This window comes from Streptomyces sp. NPDC043861, assembly GCF_056435905.1.
The window spans coordinates 73937-97007 of record NZ_JBWKDP010000004.1 but is presented as its reverse complement, the minus strand read 5'-3'; the positions used below and the strand labels follow the sequence as shown (position 1 = coordinate 97007).

General features: G+C 69.6%; 24 protein-coding genes and 1 tRNA gene. 10 read left to right on the top strand and 15 right to left on the bottom strand.

Annotated elements, in window-relative coordinates; genetic code table 11:
• Positions 1 to 106 precede the first annotated feature (106 nt).
• From AC068D_RS11280 to AC068D_RS11265, 4 genes are all read right to left on the bottom strand, one after another.
• Positions 107 to 664 (bottom strand): GNAT family N-acetyltransferase, encoded by a 558-nt coding sequence (locus AC068D_RS11280; protein WP_478822724.1) that lies wholly within the window; start codon positions 662 to 664, stop codon positions 107 to 109.
• Between the two features lie 121 nt (positions 665 to 785).
• Complete coding sequence (locus tag AC068D_RS11275) at positions 786 to 1151, bottom strand: hypothetical protein (RefSeq protein ID WP_478822723.1); 366 nt, start codon at positions 1149 to 1151, stop codon at positions 786 to 788.
• Positions 1136 to 1309, bottom strand: coding sequence for a hypothetical protein (locus AC068D_RS11270; RefSeq protein ID WP_478822722.1), 174 nt, complete (start codon positions 1307 to 1309; stop codon positions 1136 to 1138). The genes AC068D_RS11275 and AC068D_RS11270 overlap by 16 nt, the downstream gene beginning before the upstream one ends.
• Before the next feature lie 241 nt (positions 1310 to 1550).
• Positions 1551 to 1624: transfer RNA gene (locus tag AC068D_RS11265), tRNA-Thr, on the bottom strand.
• 243 nt (positions 1625 to 1867) lie between these two features.
• Here AC068D_RS11265 and AC068D_RS11260 point away from each other — a divergent pair.
• From AC068D_RS11260 to AC068D_RS11250, 3 genes are all read left to right on the top strand, one after another.
• A complete protein-coding gene (locus AC068D_RS11260; protein WP_478822721.1) occupies positions 1868 to 3004 on the top strand; it encodes an ABC transporter ATP-binding protein in 1137 nt (378 codons plus the stop codon).
• A gap of 190 nt (positions 3005 to 3194) precedes the next feature.
• The gene (locus AC068D_RS11255; RefSeq protein WP_478822720.1) at positions 3195 to 3617 is read left to right on the top strand and encodes a hypothetical protein; all 423 of its coding nucleotides are present in this window, start codon (positions 3195 to 3197) and stop codon (positions 3615 to 3617) included.
• A gap of 54 nt (positions 3618 to 3671) precedes the next feature.
• Positions 3672 to 4388: a nucleotidyltransferase family protein gene (locus AC068D_RS11250; RefSeq protein WP_478822719.1), complete on the top strand. Its 717-nt coding sequence runs from the start codon at positions 3672 to 3674 to the stop codon at positions 4386 to 4388.
• A 244-nt stretch (positions 4389 to 4632) separates the two neighbouring features.
• On the opposite strand, the gene AC068D_RS11245 is transcribed toward AC068D_RS11250, so the two are convergent.
• The 7 genes from AC068D_RS11245 to AC068D_RS11215 form a co-directional block, all read right to left on the bottom strand.
• Positions 4633 to 6462, bottom strand: coding sequence for a DoxX family protein (locus AC068D_RS11245; RefSeq protein WP_478822718.1), 1830 nt, complete (start codon positions 6460 to 6462; stop codon positions 4633 to 4635).
• Positions 6463 to 6723: 261 nt separating this feature from the next.
• Positions 6724 to 7674: a 23S rRNA (guanosine(2251)-2'-O)-methyltransferase RlmB gene (rlmB, locus tag AC068D_RS11240; RefSeq protein WP_478822717.1), complete on the bottom strand. Its 951-nt coding sequence runs from the start codon at positions 7672 to 7674 to the stop codon at positions 6724 to 6726.
• 115 nt (positions 7675 to 7789) lie between these two features.
• Positions 7790 to 9190 (bottom strand): cysteine--tRNA ligase, encoded by a 1401-nt coding sequence (cysS, locus tag AC068D_RS11235; RefSeq protein ID WP_478822716.1) that lies wholly within the window; start codon positions 9188 to 9190, stop codon positions 7790 to 7792.
• An 88-nt stretch (positions 9191 to 9278) separates the two neighbouring features.
• Positions 9279 to 9686, bottom strand: coding sequence for a PPOX class F420-dependent oxidoreductase (locus AC068D_RS11230; protein ID WP_478822715.1), 408 nt, complete (start codon positions 9684 to 9686; stop codon positions 9279 to 9281).
• Positions 9687 to 9775: 89 nt separating this feature from the next.
• Positions 9776 to 10279: a 2-C-methyl-D-erythritol 2,4-cyclodiphosphate synthase gene (ispF, locus tag AC068D_RS11225; RefSeq protein ID WP_478822714.1), complete on the bottom strand. Its 504-nt coding sequence runs from the start codon at positions 10277 to 10279 to the stop codon at positions 9776 to 9778.
• Entirely contained in the window at positions 10269 to 11015 is a 747-nt protein-coding gene (ispD, locus tag AC068D_RS11220) for a 2-C-methyl-D-erythritol 4-phosphate cytidylyltransferase (RefSeq protein ID WP_478822713.1), read from the bottom strand. The genes ispF and ispD overlap by 11 nt, the downstream gene beginning before the upstream one ends.
• Positions 11016 to 11390: 375 nt before the next feature.
• On the bottom strand, positions 11391 to 11873 hold the full coding sequence (locus AC068D_RS11215) for a CarD family transcriptional regulator (RefSeq protein ID WP_017945956.1): 483 nt from the start codon (positions 11871 to 11873) through the stop codon (positions 11391 to 11393).
• 656 nt (positions 11874 to 12529) lie between these two features.
• Here AC068D_RS11215 and AC068D_RS11210 point away from each other — a divergent pair.
• Positions 12530 to 13255, top strand: a complete 726-nt coding sequence (locus AC068D_RS11210; protein WP_478822712.1) for a copper chaperone PCu(A)C domain-containing protein — start codon at positions 12530 to 12532, stop codon at positions 13253 to 13255.
• 381 nt (positions 13256 to 13636) lie between these two features.
• Here the strand turns inward: AC068D_RS11210 and phoP are convergent, their stop codons facing one another.
• Together phoP and phoR are read right to left on the bottom strand one after the other, a co-directional pair.
• Positions 13637 to 14308, bottom strand: a complete 672-nt coding sequence (gene phoP, locus AC068D_RS11205) for a two-component system response regulator PhoP (protein ID WP_020610279.1) — start codon at positions 14306 to 14308, stop codon at positions 13637 to 13639.
• A 5-nt stretch (positions 14309 to 14313) separates the two neighbouring features.
• Positions 14314 to 15714 (bottom strand): two-component system sensor histidine kinase PhoR, encoded by a 1401-nt coding sequence (phoR, locus tag AC068D_RS11200; RefSeq protein WP_478822711.1) that lies wholly within the window; start codon positions 15712 to 15714, stop codon positions 14314 to 14316.
• A 200-nt stretch (positions 15715 to 15914) separates the two neighbouring features.
• Between phoR and phoU the strand changes: the two genes are divergently transcribed.
• The 4 genes from phoU (at position 15915) to AC068D_RS11180 (ending at position 18712) form a co-directional block, all read left to right on the top strand.
• A complete protein-coding gene (gene phoU, locus AC068D_RS11195) occupies positions 15915 to 16592 on the top strand; it encodes a phosphate signaling complex protein PhoU (protein WP_478822710.1) in 678 nt (225 codons plus the stop codon).
• A gap of 117 nt (positions 16593 to 16709) precedes the next feature.
• Entirely contained in the window at positions 16710 to 16859 is a 150-nt protein-coding gene (locus tag AC068D_RS11190; protein ID WP_478822709.1) for a hypothetical protein, read from the top strand.
• A gap of 239 nt (positions 16860 to 17098) precedes the next feature.
• Complete coding sequence (locus tag AC068D_RS11185) at positions 17099 to 17626, top strand: hypothetical protein (protein WP_478822708.1); 528 nt, start codon at positions 17099 to 17101, stop codon at positions 17624 to 17626.
• Positions 17627 to 17806: 180 nt separating this feature from the next.
• The gene (locus AC068D_RS11180) at positions 17807 to 18712 is read left to right on the top strand and encodes a hypothetical protein (RefSeq protein WP_478822707.1); all 906 of its coding nucleotides are present in this window, start codon (positions 17807 to 17809) and stop codon (positions 18710 to 18712) included.
• Positions 18713 to 18805: 93 nt separating this feature from the next.
• Here AC068D_RS11180 and AC068D_RS11175 read toward each other — a convergent pair whose 3' ends face one another.
• A complete protein-coding gene (locus tag AC068D_RS11175) occupies positions 18806 to 19459 on the bottom strand; it encodes a TetR/AcrR family transcriptional regulator (RefSeq protein ID WP_478822706.1) in 654 nt (217 codons plus the stop codon).
• A gap of 131 nt (positions 19460 to 19590) precedes the next feature.
• Between AC068D_RS11175 and AC068D_RS11170 the strand changes: the two genes are divergently transcribed.
• Entirely contained in the window at positions 19591 to 20601 is a 1011-nt protein-coding gene (locus AC068D_RS11170; RefSeq protein WP_478822705.1) for an oxidoreductase, read from the top strand.
• A gap of 78 nt (positions 20602 to 20679) precedes the next feature.
• On the opposite strand, the gene AC068D_RS11165 is transcribed toward AC068D_RS11170, so the two are convergent.
• Positions 20680 to 21441 carry a phosphoglyceromutase gene (locus tag AC068D_RS11165; protein WP_478822704.1) on the bottom strand — a complete coding sequence of 254 codons (762 nt, stop codon included), beginning with the start codon at positions 21439 to 21441 and terminating at the stop codon, positions 20680 to 20682.
• A 154-nt stretch (positions 21442 to 21595) separates the two neighbouring features.
• Here AC068D_RS11165 and AC068D_RS11160 point away from each other — a divergent pair, with 154 nt between their 5' ends.
• A complete protein-coding gene (locus AC068D_RS11160) occupies positions 21596 to 22900 on the top strand; it encodes an MDR family MFS transporter (RefSeq protein ID WP_478822703.1) in 1305 nt (434 codons plus the stop codon).
• Positions 22901 to 23071: the final 171 nt, after the last annotated feature.

The window sequence follows — 23071 nt, the reverse complement described above, 5'->3', positions numbered from 1 at the left end:
ACGCCCTCTTCGTCCCGAAGCGACTCGCGCAGGGACACTCACTTAGTGCGGCGTCAGCTCATGAGACCGTCCACCAGAGTGGGGCTGACGAGTTCACAGACTGCTTTCAGCGCAGATCGAGCAGCATCACGTCATGGAGGTCCGCGCCCTCGCCCCATGGCCGCGCCTCGCCGATCTTGCGGTATCCCCACGCCAGGTAAGCGGCCGACGCCGCCTTGCTCGCCGGGTGGACGTTCAACAGCACCCGCTCGACTCCGAGGCCGTCGAGCAGCGTCTTGTGCAGACGCCGCGCAACACCCTGTCCGCGCCAAGGTCCGCGCACGGCGAGTTCCATGAGCCCGAAGGTGCGGTGCCCGTCTTCGCGCCGCATTTCGTCGGGCACGGGCTCGGTCAGTTCGTCCCACCACACCGTGTCGGGCCCGAGCGGGTAGCCGTACGCCATGCCGATCGGCTCGCCCTCCGAGGTACGGGCCAAGACAGCGCGAAAGGTGCGGTTGCGAGCCTGTATGGGGAAGCGGCGGAAGGCAGCGGCGACGTCGTCCTCGGTCTCGTTGTACGGAGGCTCCGCGAACGCTTCGGCGTAGATCAGCTTCAACGCGTCGGCGGCCTGCACTGCCGCCGATCCATCCATGCGCCCTATCGCGATGATCCCTTGCTGCGTCATGTGGTCCCCCCTCGAACGGTCACGCAAATGCGCTCGCCGCGCACCCGCGGCCACTGGAACTCCCGGGCTCAGCACTTGATGCGCGCCCCAACCGCCATTAGCGGGACAAGCCTTAGCTTGCTCAGCCTTCGTGTCGGTACAGCGGGGTGACGCGTCGACTCTCCAGCACCTCGAGCGTCTTCGGGTCGTAACGGCACGAAATCAGGGTGGAGAAGCGCCGCGTGCGGACCTCTCGGTAGAGCTCTGCCAGGTTTTTCTCCAGGAAGTGAACGACTCCACTCGCGCCAATGGCGTGGATGCCAGCGATATGGAGGAACGTCCCCTTGCCGTCCAGGCGGGGAAGCCGCCCCAGGTAGCCGATGTCGCCGGCCGACCCGTCGCCATCGAAGGGTGACTGGTACTTCTTCCCGGCCACCTGGTCCACCAGGTGCCACGCAGTGTCCTTCTCAAACCGAAGACTGTCATCCCCTTTCAGCACCTGCGCCACGATCCGGTTGGCGGGATCACCTCGTACTGCGCGTCGAGCTTCATGCCGCTCACCAGCTTGCGCAGGTGCTCGAAGTTGTTGAGGTCTTCCCTGGTGACCACTTCGCTGGGGTGCTGATCGGGGCCCTTGCCCGCCCCGTACATGCCGGCAACTGACACCGTGAGTAGGTCCGTGCCGCAGAACACACGTTCCGGTGGGGGACCAGCAGACGCCGGCGATCGACTCTTTCCAAGGAGGCGATGCGGCGCATGGGTGGCGCCTTCTTACCGGCTCCCGAGCCCGCAACTGAGACCAGGACTGAGACCGCGAGCAGTCGCGGGGAGCGGGCCAAGCGTCGGCGCCGCATCCGATGAACGAAAAACCCCAGCTCAGACAGTGTCTGAGCTGGGGCTTGGCCGGAGCCCCCTGTCGGATTCGAACCGACGACCTACGCATTACAAGTGCGTTGCTCTGGCCAGCTGAGCTAAGGAGGCCTCGCGCGCCACAAGGCCGCGCGCGGGCTCCCCCACTTTACACAGCGGCCAATTCACCCGACCAGGAGATTCATGACCCCGGTGAGGCGCCGGGGAAGGTGACGCCTCTCATCGCCCCGGCCTACTGACAGAACGGAGCTCGCGGGGTAGCGTCACCTGGAGTTCACTCCGGTGGACTAGACCTCAACCTTCCTTTACTCGGATCGTCCGGCACGTTCCTGCCGGTGAAGGGACTCATCACCCATGGCCACTGTCACTTTCGACAAGGCAACCCGGATCTACCCGGGCTCCACCAAGCCCGCCGTCGACGGGCTCGACATCGAGATCGAGGACGGCGAGTTCCTCGTTCTGGTCGGCCCCTCGGGCTGCGGCAAGTCGACCTCCCTGCGGATGCTCGCGGGGCTCGAGGACGTCAACGGCGGATCCATCCGCATCGGTGACCGCGACGTCACGCACCTCCCGCCGAAGGACCGGGACATCGCGATGGTGTTCCAGAACTACGCGCTGTACCCGCACATGTCCGTGGCCGACAACATGGGCTTCGCGCTCAAGATCGCCGGCGTCAACAAGGCCACCATCCGGCAGAAGGTCGAGGAAGCGGCGAAGATCCTCGACCTGACCGAGTACCTGGACCGCAAGCCGAAGGCGCTGTCCGGTGGTCAGCGGCAGCGCGTGGCCATGGGACGGGCCATTGTGCGCGAACCCCAGGTGTTCCTCATGGACGAGCCGCTGTCGAACCTCGACGCGAAGCTCCGGGTCTCCACGCGTACGCAGATCGCGTCGCTGCAGCGCCGTCTCGGAATCACCACGGTGTACGTCACCCACGACCAGGTCGAGGCGATGACGATGGGCGACCGTGTCGCCGTGCTGAAGGACGGCCTGCTGCAGCAGATCGACTCGCCGCGCAACATGTACGACCGTCCGGCGAACCTCTTCGTCGCGGGCTTCATCGGCTCCCCGGCCATGAACCTGGTCGAGGTGCCGATCACCGACGGCGGCGTGAAGTTCGGCAACAGCGTCGTCCCGGTGTCGCGCGAGGCGCTGTCCGCTGCGGCGAACAGGGGCGACAGGACCGTGACCGTCGGAGTCCGGCCCGAGCACTTCGACGTGGTCGAGCTGAACGGGGCCGCGGCGCAGTCGCTGTCGAAGGACACTGCCGACGCCCCGGCCGGCCTGGCGGTGACCGTCAACGTCGTCGAGGAGCTCGGCGCGGACGGCTATGTCTACGGCACCGCCCACGTCGGCGCCGAAAAGAAGGATCTCGTGGTCCGGGTGAACGGCCGCTCCGTGCCGGCGAAGGGCGCCGAGCTGCATGTGGTGCCGCGGCCGGGTGAGACGCATGTGTTCTCGACGTCCACGGGCGAGCGTCTGAGCGACTGACAGGACTGAGACACATGAACGGCCCCCTCGCTTCGGCGAGGGGGCCGTTCATGTATGTCGACAAATACCCCGGCAGATCGGGCAATTCGCACCTCGGCGTCAACACCTGATTCGAAAAAACCTCTCGAACCATCCCTCGCGCGAGTGACTAAATGTCGCCAAATCACTACTGCCCGCTACGCTCGCCTGCGTGACCCACACAGCCCGCCGTATCGGCCGCACCCTCGCCCTCGTCCTGCCCGTCGTCCTGGTGCTCTCCGGAACTCTCGCGGTCACCAGCGTCCCGTGGGCGGACCGCAACACCGAGTCGCGGATGCTCACCGCGTCCTCGGAGAATGTATCGGTCCGTGCCAAGTCCCGTGCACCGCACGAGGTTCTGCGCGACAAGCTCCTCGCGGAGCTGCAGGAGAAGGACGCGGGCACCGCCCTCACCCACCTCCAGCGCGAGGTCGAGCAGCGCCCGTCGCTCGCGAGGCACTGCATGACGATCGCGAAGGCTCTCGGCCGTGCCGCGGTGGAGCACTACGGGCCGACGCGCGCGCAGTCGTTCTCCCGTCCCGTCTGCGACACCTCGTTCGCCTCGGGCGTCTACCAGCAGACACAGGGCCGCTGACGGCGCGGGGCGGCTCCCGGGAGCTGCCCGAGGGGAACCGCTTATCGTGCCCCTATGCATACGTATCCGACGCAGGCCGTGGTCCTGGCAGGTGGCCAGGGCTCGCGACTGCGCCCGTACACCGACGACCGCCCCAAGCCGATGGTCGAGATCCCCGGAACGGGGACCCCGATCATCGGCCATCAGCTTGCCTGGCTGGCCGCCGAGGGCGTCACTGACGCCGTTGTCTCCTGCGGACACCTCGCCGAGGTCCTGCAGGAGTGGCTGGCGAACGCCGTACTGCCGCTGCGGGTGAAGACCGTCGTGGAACCGGTCCCCCTGGGCCGAGGCGGCGGCCTCAAGTACGCGGCCAGGAGCCTCCCGAACCCGGACGAGCCCTGGTACGCCACCAATGGCGACATCTGGACCCGTTTCTCGCTGCGTGAGATGGCCGAGTTCCACGCGGAACGGGATGCCACCGCCACGCTCGCCCTCGCCCGCCCCCGTATCCCCTGGGGGGCCGTGGAGACCGACGAGTTCGGGCACGTTCTGGACTTCATCGAGTCCCCGCCGTCGCCGTATCTCATCAACGCGGGCGTGTACGTCTTCTCCGCGGAGTTCACGAGTCTGCTGCCGGACCGGGGCGACCACGAGCGCACGACGTTCCCGCGGCTGGCCCGTGAGCGCGCGCTGGCAGGGTTCCCGCTGCCTCACGGGGCCTACTGGCGTGCCATCGACACGGCGAAGGACCTGACGGAGGCCGCGAAGGAGCTCTCGGCCCAGGCTCCCTGACGAGCCTTGTAGGGGGCTTCCTGACGACCCCGTCGGGCGAACCCCCGTCCCCGGCGGGATCCGCAGCGGGCACCTCCCCTGCCAGGGGCACCACCCAGCGGGCGTGCCTTGTCGGCAGCGGGTTCACGGACCGCGGACAGCGACAGGCTCCGGCACGCCCGAGGGGCGGTCACCACAGTCGTATCGACATGGGTGACCGCCCCTCGGGCCGTCCTGGTCCCGGTGCGGGCCTGCGGTGGGAGCGTCAGCCGAGCAGGCCGCCGATCGGGTTGCGGTTGCCTCCGCCGGAGCCGCCTCCATTCCCGCCGGACCCTCCGTTGTCGGACCCACCGCCCGTGCTGCCACCGCCGGATCCGGTGCCGCCGGTGGCACCGCCGTCGGTCGTGCCGGGGCCGGAGCTGCTGGACGGGGCCTGCTGGGCCGGCTGCGAGTGGACCGGCGGCTCCTGGCTGCCCGTGCCCTGGGACTGGCTGGGACTGCCGGCCTGTCCGACACTGCCGGTCTCGCGGGCCGACTCGGACGGCTCGGCCTCCTCCGCCGTGGGGGTGCTCGTCCCGGTCCTGGCAGGCTCGGTCCGCTGCCTCGCCTCACGGGTCGGGGTGCGCTCACCCGACTCCTGGGGCAGCGGGGAGCCGGGGAGGTGGTTGGTGGGGTCGACATTCGGGCCGGGAACGGTCACCAGCTCAGTGGAGCGCACCGCTCCGCCGAGGACGGAGCCGACCAACAGGGTCAGCCCGACGACCACCGCGGCAAGCATCCCGCCGCGCCGCAGCACGCGACGTCGCAGCTCCCACAGTTCCGAGCGCGGTCCGAGCTTGCGCCATGCCTCGCCCGCCAGGCGCCCGTCCACCGAGTACACGGGGGCGCCGGCGATGATCAGGGGCGACCAGGCGGCGAGATTGATGATGTCCGGCGCGTCGTAGACCGGGACGGTGCGCCAGCTCACGGTCATGATCAGTGCGGCCGAGAGCAGGGTGCCGACGACGGCCGCGACCCGCTGCCAAAGACCGAGGATCGTGAGTACGCCTACGACGACCTGCAGGAACGCGACGGTGAGACCGGCACCGACCGGGTGGGAGACCGCGAAGTCGCGCAGCGGGCCCGCCACCGTCCAGGGGTCGAGCGAGTTCAGCCACTTGACCATGGAGCCGCGCTCGCCGCCGTCGAAGTAGACGGGGTCGCAGAGCTTGCCCATCCCCGCGTAGACCGAGATGAGTCCGAGGAAGACACGGAGCGGGAGCAGGACGACGCCGAGGTTCATCCGGCGCCCGGGGTAGTAGGCGTGCCGTACGCCCGTCTCTGCCGCAGGAGTGCGCTCGGGGGGCCGGTACCCGAAGTCGGGCTCCTCGTCGGCCTCCTGGCCGTACGGCTCGTACGCGTCGTACGCACCCTCCGCCTGTCGCATGGGTGGCAGCAGCGGGCCCCCGGGACGTCCCGCCACGGGTGTGGGCACGGTGTCGGAGCCGGCAGCCACGTCGACGCGGGGGATGACCTGCGTGGCGCCGCCCTCGAAGGCGGGACGTTCGAACCCGGCCCGCTCGAAACCCGGCCCCTCGAGGCCGGTCCCCCCGTACCCGGGACGTTCGTAACCTGTCCCGTCGTACCCGGGACGTTCGTAACCCGTCGCGTCGTACCCGGAACGTTCATAACCCGCCCCGTCGAACCCGGAACGTTCGTAACCCGCCCCGTCGAACCCGGAAGGCTCGAAGCCCGACCGGTCGAAGCCGTGACCGTCGAATCCGTCCCCGGGCTGCGTGCCGGCGTGCGTGAGCGCTCCCGAGCTGCGCACCGCCTGGAGCAGGCCGGTCGCCCCGGGATCACCCGGAGCCGACCTCCCGCTCCACACAACGGGCGCACGACGGCGCGCCGCCGCACCCGCGCCGCGGCCGGCGGGGATCCTGACGGCGGCGTCCGCCATGCCTCGCGCGGGGCGCGGGGTCTGGCTCGGGCCGAGCTTCACCCGGAAACTGGCGTGGTTCACGATGACCTGCGCGGGATCGCAGTTCACCTTGACCATGCCCAGGGAGGGCTGCTCGTCGAAGCCGGTCCGGGGAGTTCTGGTGTCCACACTCATCTAACCGAGTGACTTGTGTTTAGGACACTGCCTTGACGGCGGCGAAATGTCCGAGACCCGTCAAGGTCGGCCCACGCCGCACCACACGGGAACCGACGTTCGATCATGCGACATCAGTAGCCCCTGGAACCAAGGGAGTTGACGCCCCGGCCGGGGCAACCGCTGCGGCCCAGGCCCCGGCGGCACACTCCCTCTCCGGCTCGGGCAACCGCTCCGGCCCGGCCCCGGCAGCCGGTCCGGCCCCGAGGCCCCTTGACCCGGTCAGCCCCTGCGCCGCGCCGCCTCGTACAGCACCACGCCCGCCGCGACACCGGCGTTCAGGGACTCCGCACCGCCCGGCATCGGGATGCGCACCCGGAAGTCGCAGGTTTCGCCGACAAGGCGGGAGAGGCCCTTGCCCTCGCTGCCGACGACGATGACGACCGGTCCGTCCAGGGCGTCGAGCTCGCCGACCTCGACCTCACCGTCCGCCGCGAGGCCGACGACCGTGATGCCGGCCTTCTGGTACGCCTCGAGGGCGCGGGTCAGGTTGGTGGCGCGGGCCACCGGGGTGCGGGCGGCCGTACCCGCGGAGGTCTTCCAGGCGCCGGCGGTCATACCGGCGGCGCGCCGCTCGGGCACGACCACACCGTGGCCGCCGAAGGCCGCCACCGAGCGGACGACCGCACCGAGGTTGCGCGGGTCGGTGACACCGTCGAGGGCGACGATGAGCGGGTCCTCGCCGTCGTCGAACGCGGCCGCCGCGAGGTCCTCGGGGTGGGCGTACTCGTACGGCGGCACCTGAAGAACGAGGCCCTGGTGGTTCAGCCCGTTCGTCATGCGGTCCAGCTCGGCGCGGGGCGCCTCCATCAGATTGATGTTGCCGCGCTGCCCGGCGAGCTGGAGTGCCTCTCGCACCCGCTCGTCGTTGTCGATGAACTGCTGGACGTACAGCGTCGTCGCCGGCACACCGTCGCGCAGCGCCTCGAAGACGGGGTTGCGGCCGACGACCATCTCGGACGAGCCCTTGCCGCCGCGCCGCGCGACCGGGCGACGCTGTGCCTGCTTGGTCTTGGCATTGGCGATCCGGTTCTTCACATGGCCCTTGCGTGCGGACGCGGGCGGGGTCGGGCCCTTGCCCTCGAGGCTGCGGCGCCGCTTGCCACCGCTGCCGACCGTCGCGCCCTTCTTGTTGGACGTGCGGCGGTTCCTGCGCTGGCTGTTCCCGGCCATGACTACCTGTTTCCCTGAATCTTCGTGGGCCCCAAACGGATCTTCGCGGGTCCCGGATGCGTACGTACGTAAGAAAGTGTGCCGCCCGGGGGGCCGGGCGGCACATTGTCACTGGTCAGCGCTGTCCGAGCGTCCAGCGTGGACCGTCCGGGCCGTCCTCGATGACGAGTCCGGACTGGTTGAGCTGATCCCGGATGGCGTCGGCCGTGCCCCAGTCCTTGCGGGCCCGGGCCGACTCGCGCTGCTGAAGCACGAGCCGTACGAGCGTGTCGACGACCCCGTGGAGGTCCTCGCCACGGTCGGCCTCGCCCGCCCAGTGCGGGTCCAGCGGGTCCAGGCCCAGCACACCGAGCATGGCCCGCACCTCGGCGAGACGCTCGACGGCGGCTTCCTTGTCGTCGGCGGCGAGTGCCGAGTTCCCCTGGCGGACCGTGGTGTGGACGATCGCGAGCGCCTGCGGCACCCCGAGGTCGTCGTCCATCGCCTCGGCGAAGGCCGCCGGCACCTCGGCGGCGGGAGGAACCGTGTTCCCCGCCTTCTCGGTGACCCGCTGCACGAAGCCCTCGATGCGCGCGAACGCCGACTCGGCCTCGCGCAGGGCCTCCTCGCTGTACTCGATCATCGAGCGGTAGTGCGGGGTGCCCAGGTAGTAGCGGAGCACGATGGGACGCCACTGCTTGACCATCTCGGACACGAGCACCGAGTTGCCCAGCGACTTCGACATCTTCTCGCCGCTCAGCGTCACCCAGGCGTTGTGCACCCAGTACGAGGCGAAGGCGTCGCCGAAGCCCTTGGCCTGGGCGATCTCGTTCTCGTGGTGCGGGAAGATCAGGTCGATGCCGCCGCCGTGGATGTCGAAGGCGGAGCCCAGGTACTTGTGCGCCATGGCCGAGCACTCCAGGTGCCAGCCCGGACGCCCCCGCCCCCAGGGCGTCTCCCAGGACGGCTCGCCGGGCTTCGCCGCCTTCCACATGGCGAAGTCCCGCGGGTCGCGCTTGCCGGTCTCGCCCTCACCGGACGGCTGGCGCAGATCGTCGATGTCCTGGTTGGACAGCTCCAGGTAGCCGGGCAGGGAGCGCACGTCGAAGTAGACGTTGCCGTCGGCCTCGTAGGCGTGGCCGCGCTCGATGAGGCCGCGCATCATCTCGACCATCTCGGTGATGTGGCCCGTGGCGCGCGGCTCGTAGGTGGGCGGCAGGCAGCCGAGCGCCTGGTAACCCGCGCTGAACGCGCGCTCGTTCTCGTACCCGATCGCCCACCAGGGACGCTTCTGGAGCTCCGCCTTGGCGATGATCTTGTCGTCGATGTCCGTCACATTGCGGATGAACGTGACGTCGTAGCCGCGGTGCTCGAACCAGCGGCGCATGATGTCGAAGTTGAGTCCGGACCTGATGTGCCCGATGTGCGGGGCGGACTGCACGGTCGCGCCACACAGGTAGATCGAGACACAACCCGGCGTGAGCGGGACGAAATCACGGATCTGCCGGGCGCTGGTGTCGTACAGCCGAATAGTCACCACTCAAGAGTAGTGGGCCTGCGGCAGTGCCCCGCGCCCCCTTGAGGGCGCGGGGACTGGATTGTGACCACGTGAACCCGAAAACCGTTCAGGCGAGTGCGCCGACGACCTTCCGCGGGGTGATCCGCACGACCACGCGCGGCGCGTCCTTGTGGGCCTCCGGGTTGAAGTCGGCGTACCTCTTGCCGGTGTACTTCAGGGACAGCTCGTCGATCAGCTCCTGGCCGCCCTCGCTGGTGAGGCTGGCACTCCCGCGAATCTCAGCGTAGGTGTAGGGCTCGTCGAAGGGCTGGACGAGCACGGTCGCCCGCGAGTCGCGACGGAGGTTCTTCTCCTTGCGCCGCCCGACGGTCGTCGAGATCAGCACGTCGTCGCCGTCACGCTTGGCCCAGACGGGAGACACCTGGGGGCTTCCGTCGGGCTGGATGGTGGCGAGGTTCACGAACACGGGACTGTCGAGCAGTTCCTTGAGCTTGTCGCTGAGTGGGGCGGTCACGGTGCGGTCCTCCTGAACTCGGTGCACGTGTTGCGCAGGAATCCGTTGGGTCACCACCGCGTCTACCCCACGCAGGCTCCCGATCCCGGTCAGGACGCGCGGAAGACGAGCGCTGTGGCGATCGCTGCCAGCCCTTCGGCCCTGCCGGTCAGCCCGAGACCGTCCGTGGTCGTGCCGGACACGGAGACCGGTGCTCCCGCCGCCGCGCTCAGCGCCTTGCCGGCCTCCTCGCGCCGCTTGCCGATCTTCGGCCGTACGCCGATGACCTGGACGGCGATGTTGCCGATGTCGAAGCCCTCGGCGCGGACGATCCGGGCGGCCTCGGCAAGCAGCGTGACCCCGGAGGCACCGGACCACTCGGGGCGGCCGGTGCCGAAGTGGGCGCCGAGGTCGCCGACACCCGCGGCCGAGAAGAGGGCGTCGCAGGCGGCGTGGGCGGCGACGTCGCCGTCGGAGTGGCCGGCCAGGCCGTACTCCTCGTCGGGCCACAGCAGACCCGCGCACCACAGTTCGCGACCCTGCTCGAAGGCATGGACGTCGGTGCCGATGCCGACGAGAGGCATGGCGGGGACGGCGGGGGTGTCAGAAGCCATCGTTGGCCCTCCTGCGGGCGAGTACGGCCTCGGCGAGCACGAGGTCCAGCGGGCGGGTCACCTTGAACGCCTCTTCGTGGCCGGGCACGACCACGACGGGCGCGCCGAGCTGCTCGACCATCCCGGCGTCGTCGGTGGCGCCGTCACCGCTCACGGCGACCGTCTCGTGGGCGCGTACGAGCGTGTCGCGGTCGAAACCCTGCGGGGTCTGCACGGCGCGCAGCCTGGCCCGCTCGGGGGTGGCGACGACCGGCTCCGGCTCGCCCTTCGCACGTGGCTCGACCTGCTTGACGGTGTCGGCGAGCGGCAGGGCCGGGACCACGGCCGGAGCCCCGTCCCGTACGGCCTCGATGACCGCGTCGACGGTGTCGACCGGGACGAGCGGGCGGGCCGCGTCGTGCACGAGCACCGTGCCGATCGTCTCGGGGAGTGCTTCGAGACCGAGGCGCACTGACTCCTGGCGTGTGTCGCCGCCGGGGACGACCAGGTAGTCGGTGCGCTCGGGCAGGGCGTGTTCGTCGAGCAGGTTCTTGACCTCGGGGGCACCGTCCGGTGGGGCGACCACGACGACGAGCGAGACGGCCCGCGATGCCGCCATGGCCCGGACGGCGTGGATCAGCATGGGGGTGCCGTTGAGAGCGCGGAGCGCCTTGGGCGCACCCGGGCCGAGCCGAACGCCTCGGCCTGCCGCGGGGATCACCACGGCGGTGCGGCCGGTGCGCGATTGGTCTGACATCGGTTCCACTCCGGAGGTCGATGACGCCCCCGAATTGGCATGACCAGGACCGAATCGGCCGTCACCAGGTTTGTGTCCGCGGCCGATATGGGTATGGCCACAGCGTGCCGGGCGCGACGCCTTGACCGGACCCTTTCCGTGACGACTGGTTGAGCCGGCTGCGCCAGCTGCCCGGGCCCGGCACGCCAGAGTTCGGCGGGGACGGCCAGGGAGGTCGGGGGGAGACGGGGAACGTCGGGGGATTGAACGTCGGGTATTGAGCTTGCGAACATGCCGCAGTGCCCGGCGACGCAACTCTTCAGCTGGTCAGCGGGCACCGCGGCATTCAGTTCTGCACCGTGGACGCTTGGCGCGGAGAGCGCCGACGCCTTGGTGTCAGGACGCGAGGACCTCGTCGAGGAGAGCCTCGGCCTTGTCCTCGTTCGTGTTCTCCGCGAGGGCCAGTTCGCTCACCAGGATCTGGCGCGCCTTGGCAAGCATGCGCTTCTCACCTGCGGAGAGACCGCGCTCGCGCTCACGACGCCACAGGTCACGCACTACCTCGGCGACCTTGATGACATCGCCGGAGGCGAGCTTCTCGAGATTTGCTTTGTAGCGACGGGACCAGTTCGTGGGCTCCTCCGCATACGGCGCACGCAGTACGTCGAAGACCCGGTCCAGCCCATCCTGACCGACCACATCGCGCACGCCAACAAGATCCGCATTGTCCGCCGGCACACGAACCGTCAAGTCGCCCTGGGCGACCTTGAGCACCAAGTAGGTCTTGTCCACGCCTTTGATCTGGCGAGTTTCGATGGCCTCGATCAGCGCGGCCCCGTGATGGGGATAGACCACGGTGTCGCCAACCTTGAACGTCATGTGACAGGTACCCCTTCCGTGGCTATCCAGGGTAACACGAGAACGGCTTCTTCTGAATGGCGTTTTCGCAGGTCAGGGCATATCTCGGGGCTTGACAACACCAACCCGGACGTGCTGCGGACGACTTCCGGAAGGGGGTATTCGCAGGTCGGAGCGGCTGCACGGGCACGCAGATACGCGCACGTTACACACACCACAACCCCCGCCCAAGCGGACGAACGTCCCGATTTGCCTGGTTCTCAGCAGTCTACTTCCCGTACTCCGTTCGAGGCTCGGTCACCCGTACGGAGGTGCCGCGAGAAGGAATCCCGAATTGATCAACAAGGGCATCCTCGACGGTTTTCCGTAAGGAATGTGTGATGGCCCTGGAATTGATCATCCGGGTTATGTGAACAGAGGGGCCGAATCCCGATGCGAGGAGCCTCGGGAGGCGGTGCCCGGGACCGGGCGGCAGCGGCACGCGGGAGGGCCGCAGGAGGACCGGAAACGCGCGCGGCGTGGAGTGCGGCCGGGACAGGGGCGGGTCGGGTGCGGGACGCCGACCATGGCTCGGTAACCTAAGCCAGCCGTAAGCCCTGCAAGGCCCGTAGGCCTGCGGGGCCGCAAGACCTGCAAGACCTTCAGCCCGTCCGTACGTCCAAGGAGTTGCCGCCGCCGTGAGCCGCAGCCTTCGACGCGGCGCCATCGCCGCCACTGCCCTCGTGATCTCGATCGCTTCGCTCTCGGCCTGCGGCGCAGGCATGGACGCGCAGACGCTCGAGGTCAAGCCGGACAACGCTGCCACCTCGGTCGGCGACATCAAGATCCAGAACGCGACGGTGATCGCCCAGCCCGGAGAGGGTGCCAAGGGCCCGGCGGTCGTCACGGGAACGGTGTTCAACAACGGCACCGAGCAGCAGACGCTCGACTCCATCGCGCTGCCGGGCACCAGCGCGACGGTGAAGCTCTCCCCGGCCACGGGGGGCGGCCCGCTGACCGTGCCGGCCGGCGGCTCGGTGCTTCTCGGCGGCAAGGGCAACGCGTCCGCAGTCGTCGAGAACGGCAGCGAGGCGGTGAAGAGCGGCGACGTCCAGCGCGTCGTCTTCCGCTTCAGCGAGACCGGCGACGTCGCGCTCGACGCCTTCGTCGTTCCGGCAACCGGCTACTACAAGGACTACGGCCCGACCGGGGCGCCGCAGCCGGCCGAGCCGTCGGCCCCGGCGTCGTCGCCGTCGGGCAGCCCGTCCGCCCCGGCGGAGGGCCAGCACGGCAGCGAGGACGAAGGCGAGCACGCGGGCGGCACGACGCCGTCCGAGTCCGCCGAGGGCGCTGAGGGTGCCGAAGGCACCGAAGGCACCGAAGGCGCTGAGGGGACCCAGCCCGCCGAGGGCGCGGAGCACTGAGGCTCACCGGCCCCTTCCAGGCGTGAGTACGGCGGAGCCCCACCGGAAGGATCCGGTGGGGCTCCGCCGTACCTGCCAGTGCTGTGACCGGACAGGTTTGCCGGGAAGCTCGCGGCGTCCGGTGCATGGGCTCTCCCCGGCCCCTTGGGGCCGAGGGCATGGGGTCTCCCCGGCCCCTTGGGGCCGAGGGCATGGGCTCTCCCCGGCCCCTTGGGGCCGAGGGCATGGGCTCTCCCCGGCCCCTTGGGGCCGAGGGCATGGGGTCTCCCCCGGCCCCTTGGGGCCGAGGGGACGCATCGCAAGCCGGTGAGCGCCGTGCAGGGCGTCGCGAGCCGGTGAACCCATCCGGTCACAGCACCAGGTGCCCGGGCCGGGGCCGGCCTACGGCTCGAACTTGTAGCCCAGACCTCGGACCGTGACCAGATAGCGCGGCGCACCCGGATCCGGCTCGATCTTGGCGCGGAGACGCTTCACATGGACGTCGAGGGTCTTGGTGTCACCCACGTAGTCGGCGCCCCAGACGCGGTCGATCAGCTGCATACGGGTCAGCACGCGCCCCGCGTTGCGCAGGAGCATCTCCAGCAGGTCGAACTCCTTCAGCGGCAGGTCGACCTTGCCGCCGGAGACGGTGACCACATGGCGGTCGACATCCATCCGGACGGGACCGGCCTCCAGGGCGGCCGGCGTGACCTCCTCCGGCTCGCCACGGCGCCGCAGCACCGCGCGGATACGGGCGACCAGCTCCCGCGAGGAGAACGGCTTGGTCACGTAGTCGTCGGCTCCTATCTCCAGGCCGACGACCTTGTCGATCTCGCTGTCCTTGGCGGTCACCATGATGACGGGGACGTTGGACCGGCCGCGCAGCTGGCGGCAGACCTCGGTACCGGGCAGGCCCGGCAGCATCAGGTCGAGGAGGACGAGGTCGGCGCCGTTGCGCTCGAACTCGTCGAGCCCCTCGGGCCCCGTGGTCGCGACCGCGACCTCGAAGCCCTCCTTGCGGAGCATGTAGGAAAGAGCGTCGCTGAAGGATTCCTCGTCCTCGACGACAAGCACTCGGGTCACGGAAGGACCTCCGGGGCAGGCAGTGGTTCGCGTGTGATGGTCCGGGGATCTGGACCGGGACGTGAGGCGGGACCGGACTCGGACTCATGAGCACGACGGGGATCGTGAGCGGGAGCGGAATCCTGGCCCGGAGCGGGAGGGGGATCGTGAGCGGGATCGGGGTCGTACGGTGCGGGGTCGTCGGGATCGTAGGGGTCGACCGGGTCGTCGGGGCCGACGGCCGCCCGGATGTGCGTACGGTCCCGGACGGAGCCGGCCTCCGGCAACCGCAGGGTGAAAGTGGAGCCCTGGCCCTCGGTGCTCCAGACCGTGACCTCACCGCCGTGGGAGGCGGCCACGTGTTTGACGATGGCCAGGCCCAGGCCCGTACCGCCCGTCGCCCGGGAGCGGGCGGGGTCCACACGGTAGAAGCGCTCGAAGACGCGCTCGCGGTCCTTCTCGGAGATTCCGATGCCCTGGTCGGTGACGGCGATCTCGATCGCGTCCCCGCCGGGCGCGGGAACACGGCGAGCGGCAATACCCACACGGGTACGGGCGGGCGAGTAGTTGACGGCGTTCTCGACGAGATTGCCGAGGGCGGCGGCCAGCTGGCCGCGGTTGCCCCAGACGTGCAGGTCGGCCGTGCCGCCGGCGGCCATGGTGATCTGCTTGGTGGACGCGGTGTGCCGGGAGCGGTCGATCGCCTCGGCGACCAGTTCGTCCACCCGTACGGGTTCGGCGTACTCCAGCGGGTCGTCGTTCTGCACCCGTGAGAGGTCGATGAGCTCCTGTACGAGGTTGGTGAGCCGGGTCGCCTCGATCTGCATGCGGCCCGCGAAGCGGGTGACCGCCTCCGGGTCGTCCGATGCGTCCATGACCGCTTCGGAAAGCAGCGAGAGCGCACCTACGGGGGTTTTGAGCTCATGGCTGACATTGGCGACGAAGTCCCGTCGCACCGCTTCTATCCGTCGGGCCTCGGTGAGGTCGTCGACGAGGAGCAGCACAAGGCGTGAGCCGAGCGGTGCGACCCGGGCGGAGACGGCGAGGGCCTCGCCGCGGCCGGTGCCGCGCCGGTCCAGGTCGAGCTCGACCTGGCGTATCTCGCCGTCGCGTCGAGTGTCCCGGGCCATGTGCAGCATCGGCTCCACCGCCAGCTTCCCGCCCCTGACCAGACCCAGCGCATACGCGGCGGAGCTGGCCTTGACCACGGAGTCGCTCTCGTCGAGGACGACCGCCGAGGAGCGGAGTACGGAGAGCACGGTGTCGACTCCGGGCGGAAGCACGGGGTCCGTGTGCAGGGATGTGCGGGTGGGCCTTGCCAGGTCGCGCTCGCTCCAGCGGAACGCCAGCATGGCGATCACGCCGGTGCACACCCCGGCGATCGCAGCCAATGCGGCGACTGCCGCGTTCACGTCCATGCATCCAGGTTATGCGGGCCGTCGACCTGTCTCCCAGCCATCCGAGTGGCACCTCGAACAGTCGTCGCTCAGAGTTCACCGAGGGGAAAGTGGCGGTTCACTTGAGGGGGAGGATCCGGACGCGTGCGGCGCCGAACGTGGGAGCGTGGGGGTCTCAGCCCCACCCGGACCCCCGTTCACATCCAAGAGAGGGACTTCCCATGCGGGACGCGTACCACGAGGAACTGGACTCCATCGGTGAAGGCCTCGTCGAGATGGCCCGGCTGGTCGGGTCGGCGATCGGGCGCGCCACGACGGCCATGCTCGACGCGGATCTGAAGCTCGCCGAGAGCGTGATCGCCGCAGACCAGAAGGTGGACGACCTCCAGCACGACCTGGAGGCCCGGGCGATAGCCCTGCTCGCCCGCCAACAGCCAGTGGCCACGGATCTGCGCATAGTGGTGACCTCCCTGCGGATGAGCGCGGACCTGGAGCGCTCCGGCGACCTGGCGCAGCACGTGGCCAAGCTGGCCCGCCTCCGCTTCCCGAACTCCGCGGTTCCGCGGGATCTGCACGCCACCATGCTCGAAATGGGTCAGCTCGCGCAGCGGCTGATGGCGAAGGCGGCGGAGGTCATCATCACCAAGGACGTCGACCTGGCGCTCCAGCTGGAGACCGACGACGACGAGATGGACCTGCTGCACCGCACGCTGTTCACGCACCTGATCGACGAGCGCTGGCAGCACAGCATCGAGACGGCCGTCGACGTCACCCTGCTCGGCCGCTACTACGAGCGCTTCGCCGACCACGCGGTCTCCGTGGCCAAGCGGGTCGTGTACCTGGTCACCGGCGAGCACGCGGACGAGCTGCAGTCGGAGACGACGGTCGAGGGCGCGTAGCTCCCCCCGGTTTCCCGCGCGCCGACGACCCGGGCACAACTGTGCGCCGTTGATGCGCCGGGCCGAGTGGGCATGCAATGGGGAAAGGCGACACACGCACGCCTTCGAGGAGGACCCATGGCCGATTCCCCCACACCCGCCCAGCAGGACACACCGGTCGAAGCAGTGACCCCGCCCCGTCGGCTGCCGCTCCTCGGCGCCTGCGGCTGCGGCTCGGGCTGCGGCTGCGGCTGCCAGTCGGGCGGGCCGTGCCAGTGCGGCGGCTGACACGCGACAGGTACCGCCGCCGGTGATCCGGTGACAGCGCACACGCGAAGGGCCCCGCCCGGGGACGGGCGGGGCCCTTCGCCGCGCCGGGCATCTGCAGGTTCGCCGAACCGAGTGAATCCGGGGGTTCATTCGATTCGTCCGGAATACCTTTCGACCTTGCTGTGAGTAATTTGAAAAACAGGTGGCGCTACTGCGCTGTCCGAATTCCCCGCTCACCTTCACGCAAGGTTGTGACGATGAGAAGACGTATTGTCATCAGCCCCCTGATTGCCGGTGCGGCCGTTACCGTGCTGGCATTTCCGGTACCGGCTTCCGCTGCGGACACACCGGTGACGGTCCAGGTCTCCTCCGGCACGCTCAACATCGCCGTGCCCACAGGGCCGGTGAACCTCGGAACCGTTGCCGTCAGCAGCAGTCCGCAGACCGTCGACAGCCAACTCGGCAATGTGACGGTGACGGACGGACGGGGCGGTACCACCGGCTGGACGGTCACGGCGAACGCCGTGGACTTCACCGGCCCCCAGAACATCTCCGTATCCCAAGCCGGCAACAGCAGTTACACCACCCCTCAGGCCTCGGTCAGCGGCACCGCCACCGTCACTCCGAGCAACCTGGACCCGCTCTACCCCCCGGGGCCCGTCCAGACGGCCGCCAACGTCTCAGGAATCAACTCGGCCACCTGGAACCCCACGATCGCCATCACCATTCCGGCGAACGCGCTCGCAGGTACGTACAACTCGACGATCACCCACTCGGTCGCCTGACCGACAGAGGAACTCGTCGGGGAATCAACAGAAAATCAATAGAGGCGCATGCGCAGGTTCGTTTCTCTCACAGTGCTGATGGCCGTGGCATTGACCCTGGCCATCAGCACTGTCTCGTCCGCGTCCCATCGATCGGACCCGGCCCGTCGGCCGGCGCCCCCGGATGCAGGCAGCGTCGGTGTGCGACTCGTCGACGTTCCGGTAGACCTGGTCGACGACCCGCGGGCGCGGCAGTACATCATCGACAATCTCCGTCCGGGCATCACCGTGAGCCGGCGTATCGAGGTGTCGAACACCTCCGACTCGCCGATGCGGGTCGCCGTCTATGCCGGCGCGGCGAAGATCGTCCGCGGCGCCTTCATCCCTGCGGCCGGGAGCACAGGGAACGAGCTGACGTCCTGGACCAGGCTCCGGGACAACCAGCTGACCGTGCCCGCCCGCTCCGTGGCCCGCGACACGGTGACGATCGCCGTGCCCAAGGACGCGGCTCCCGGCGAGCGCTACGGCGTGGTGTGGGCACAGGTCAGCGGTCGCGACACGGGCTCCGGTATCGCCCTGGTCAACCGCACCGGTATCCGCATCTACCTCTCGGTCGGCGGCAACAATCCCCCGCAGGCGAAATTCACGGTGGACACGATGACGGCCGCGCGCGACAGGAAGGGGCGCGCCGTCGTGCGGGCGCAGGTGCACAACACCGGTGGCCGCGCCCTGGACCTCATCGGCTCCATGAGGATGAAGCAGGTGTCCGGAAGTCTCAGCGCGGGCCCCTACCCGGTCCAGCTCGGGACGAGCCTGGCACCCGGCCAGTCGGGGCCGGTGAAGGTCCTGGTGACCGATCAGGTGGACGACGGCCCCTGGGAGGTCTCGCTCAAGCTGAAGAGCGGTCTTCTCGAAGAGTCGTACAAGGCGCGGATCACCTTCCCGCACGGTCCCGGGGTTGCCGGAGCGGTCCCCACCGCGTCCGGCGCCATCGGCTCCCTGGACCCGACCTTCCTCGCCGTCTCGGCCGCGCTGGTGGCCCTGTTCGCCGTGGTGCTCGGAGTCACCCTGTCCCGGCGTCGACGCGACCCGGGCACCGGGGTCTGACCTCCCGGGGCGCGCCCGAACCGCCCCGGACGCGAAGAGCCCCCTGCCCGTGGAGAAATCGCAGGCAGGGGGCGGTGGCCGTCGCGCTGCCCTTCACGCCTGACCGGCGTCCGCCTCGGTCGTCTTGACGGCTACGGCGGAGTCCCGTGTCAGGGCACCGGCGCGGGCGGCGGCGAGCGTGATCCGCACGGCCTGGTCGGCGGCGCCCTCCTCGATCGGATCAGCGCTGACCAGCAACCGGAAGTAGATCGGTGCGGCCAGCGTTTTGAGCAGCTCGACCGGATCGGTCTCCGCCGGGAGTTCGCCTCGCTCGATGGCACGGGTGATCACGGGCTCGGCACGCCGGAACCGGTCGGCGAAGACCCGCCGCCGCGCCTCGGCGATCTCCGGCAGCCGACCCGCGTCGGAGTGCATCGCGGTCTGCACCGCCCTGCCGACCGGGCCCGTCATGCTCTGCACGAGCGCCCGCGCGAGCGCGCGCAGGTCGGTCTCGATGGCTCCGGTGTCCGGGGTGGGGATGTCGGTGGCGAAGTGCTCGGAAAGCGCGTCAACAACCAGGCTCGCGCGATCCTTCCAGCGCCGGTAGACGGTCGTCTTGTGCACCCCGGCCCGCTGAGCCACGCCCTCGACGGTCAGCTCGGCATATCCCCGGTCCAGCAACTCGGCGAGGGTAGCCGCGCGCACCGCCGCCTGCGCCTTGCGTCCGCGCCCGACCGGGCGGGCAGGACCGGAGGACCCCAACTCCATTGCAACTCCTAGTTGCGCTAGCGGTCGATCGCATGTCAGGCTCCAGACTATCGCAACTAGAAGTTGCATTGAGGCGAGTCCTGTCCCACTGCGTACCGGAAGCCTCAACCGATGAGCTGAGAAGGAAAGCCATGCCCAGCGCTTCCCCCACCTGGACCCTCGACTCCATCCCCGACCAATCCGGCCGCCTCGTAGTGGTGACCGGCGCCAACAGCGGCATCGGCCAGGTCACAGCGGAGGTGCTCGCTCGCCGGGGCGCACACGTCGTGCTGGCCTGCCGCAGTCCCCGACGGGGGCAGGCCGCCCTGGACCGGCTGCTCGCCCGGGCACCCGGCGCCCGTGCCGAGGTGCGCCTCCTCGACCTCGCCGATCTTGCCTCCATACGCGCCTTCGCCGACGGCTGGGACCATGACCGGCTCGATCTGCTGGTCAACAACGCCGGCGTGGCGATGGTGCCGTTCGCCCGGACCGCCGATGGCTTCGAGTCGCAGTTCGGGATCAACCACCTGGGCACCTTCGCCCTGACCGGGCTGATGCTGCCCCAGCTGCTCGCCTCGCCCGATCCGCGGGTGGTCACCGTCAGCAGCGAAGGACAGCGGTTCGCCCGCTTCGACCCGGACAACCTCAACGCCGAACGCCGCTACAGCACCGTGTTCGCCTACCTGCAGTCCAAGCGCGCCAACCTCTACTTCGCCACCGAACTGCAGCGCCGCGCCGATGCCGCCGGTCTGAGGCTGCGCAGCATGACCGTCGCCCCCGGACTCACCCGCACCAACGTTCTGACCGGCGGCGCCAACGCCAACCGCGGCCGCCTCCATGCAACGTTGACCCGGCTGCTGGTCCGCGCCGCCTTCCGCCCCACCCCCGAAGGCGCCAGGACATCCCTGTACGCCGCGACCGTCCCGGACCTGCCGGGCGGAGCGTATGTCGTGCCCGACGGACCGCTGCAGCTACGCGGCGAGCCCGTCCTGCGCACCGAGGAGCGCGCCATCCGTGACACCACCACCGCACGCCGGCTGTGGGAGCTGTCCGAGAAACTCACCGGCGTTCCCTTCCGGCTGTCCGACGATGCCGCATGCCCCGCCCGCCAACAGCCGGGTCCGGGCCGGAAGGCTCTCCGGCCGCAAGGTCACACGGGCTGAGGTTCCGGAGAGGCTCCACGGCGTGAAAATGCCCCTGAGTCGCGCCGGAAGCGCAGCTCAGGGGCATGATCACCAAACCTACTTCTTCTTGCCCTGGTTCTTGACCGCCTCGATGGCCGCCGCCGCGGCCTCCGGGTCGAGGTAGGTGCCACCCGGCTTGACCGGCTTGAAGTCGGCGTCGAGCTCATAGACGAGCGGAATGCCGGTCGGGATGTTGAGGCCCGCGATGTCGGCGTCGGAGATGCCGTCGAGGTGCTTGACCAGCGCGCGCAGGCTGTTGCCGTGGGCGGCGACCAGGACCGTGCGGCCGGCCAGCAGGTCCGGGACGATGCCGTCGTACCAGTACGGCAGCATGCGGACCACGACGTCCTTGAGGCACTCGGTGCGCGGGCGCAGCTCCGGCGGGATCGTCGCGTAGCGGGCGTCGTGGGCCTGCGAGTACTCGTTGTCGTCGGCGAGGGCCGGCGGCGGGGTGTCGTAGGAGCGGCGCCACAGCATGAACTGCTCCTCGCCGAACTCGGCGAGGGTCTGCGCCTTGTCCTTGCCCTGCAGCGCCCCGTAGTGGCGCTCGTTCAGGCGCCACGAGCGGTGCACCGGGATCCAGTGGCGGTCCGCCGACTCCAGCGCGAGCTGGGCGGTGCGGATGGCGCGCTTCTGGAGCGAGGTGTGCAGCACGTCGGGCAGCAGGCCGGCGTCCTTCAGCAGCTCACCGCCGCGGACTGCCTCCTTCTCGCCCTTCTCGGTGAGGTTGACGTCCACCCAGCCGGTGAACAGGTTCTTCGCGTTCCATTCGCTCTCGCCGTGGCGGAGGAGGATCAGCTTGTATGTCGCGTCGGCCATGGAGCCGAGCCTAATAGACGCCCGACACGGCCGACGATTGACGTCCATCGTCAATCCGCTGGCGCCCCGGAACACCTCCTTGTAAGTTGCCGATCAGCTTTGCACCACTTACAGATGCGGCGATCGCGGGTCGTCGCCCCGGGGGGATGCACGTATGTCCGTAGCCGCTCTCAGACGAGCCGCGAAAGAGAGCGTCTCGGGGCTGCCCCGGGAGTTCTGGTGGCTGTGGGCCAGCACCCTGGTCAACCGTCTCGGCGGTTTCGTCGCGACCTTCATGGGCTTCTACCTGACCCTGGAGCGGGGCTATCCGGCCTCGTACGCCGGACTCGTGGCCGCTCTGTACGGTTTCGGCGGCGTCATCTCGTCGCTCGGCGCCGGGGTGATGGCCGACCGGCTGGGGCGGCGGCCCACTCTGCTGATCGCGCAGACCGCGACCGGCCTGTCCGTGGCACTGCTGGGCTTCATGGAGCACCCGGCGGCGATCGCGGCCGTCGCTTTCGTCGTCGGCATGGCGGGCGACGCCTCCCGGCCCGCGGTGCAGGCGATGATGGCGGACATCGTCCGGCCCGAGGACCGGGTACGGGCGTTCTCGCTCAACTACTGGGCGATCAACCTCGGCTTCGCGATCTCCGCGGCGGCAGCCGGATTCATCGCCGAGCACAGCTATCTCGCCGGTTTCCTCGGCGAGGCCGCGCTGACCCTCCTGTGTGCGGTGCTCGTCTTCGTCAAGCTGCCGGAGTCCCGCCCGGAGCGGAGCGCCTCCGCCCGCCGGAGCGAGCCGGAGACCCGTCTCGGGACCGTCCTGCGCGACGGGCGGTACATGGGCGTCGTCGGACTCTCGTTCCTGATCTCACTGATCTTCATGCAGGGATCGTGGGGCCTGCCGGTGGCGATGGGGCTGAGCGGCTTCTCTACGTCCGACTACGGACTCGTCGTCATGGTCAACGGCGTGCTGATCGTCGGTCTGCAGATCCCGGTCACCCGCTTCATCGAGCACCGGGATCCGCAGCGGCTGCTGTTGATCTCCGCACTGCTGGCGGGATACGGCTTCGGGCTGACCGCCTTCGCCGGCTCGATCGGCGTCTACGCGCTGACGGTGTGCGTCTGGACGCTGGCCGAGATCGTCAACTCCCCCACCCAGATGGGCCTGGTGGTGCGGCTCTCCCCGGTCCATGGGCGAGGCCGGTACCAGGGCGTCTACACGATGTCGTGGTCGGTCGCCGCGTTGCTCGCCCCGCTGATGGCCGGTCATGTCATCGAGCACTTCGGCGCCGGCTGGCTGTGGGGCTCGTGCGCCGCCATCGGCACGGTGGCGGCGCTGGGCTACTGGCTGCTGATGCGGGGGCTGCCCGAGGCACCGCAGGAGCGGCGGACCGCGCAGGATCGCGAGACCGGTTCCCCCCTGGATCCGGGCGTCCCCTCCACGGCCGAGTCCCCCGAGAGGGCCGGCGCCCCGTAGGGCTTTGTCAGGTGGGTCAGACGGTCGCGCGAGTGGCGACCGGCCGACCGGGGCGTCCTCATGCCGGGCGGCTCGGACCCATACGGTCGAGGCCGAGCGCGCCGAGGCCGCGCTGCCCGTCCTCAGCGAGGAGAGTGACCGGCCGGCGGGCCGGCGGCATCGCACCGCGAT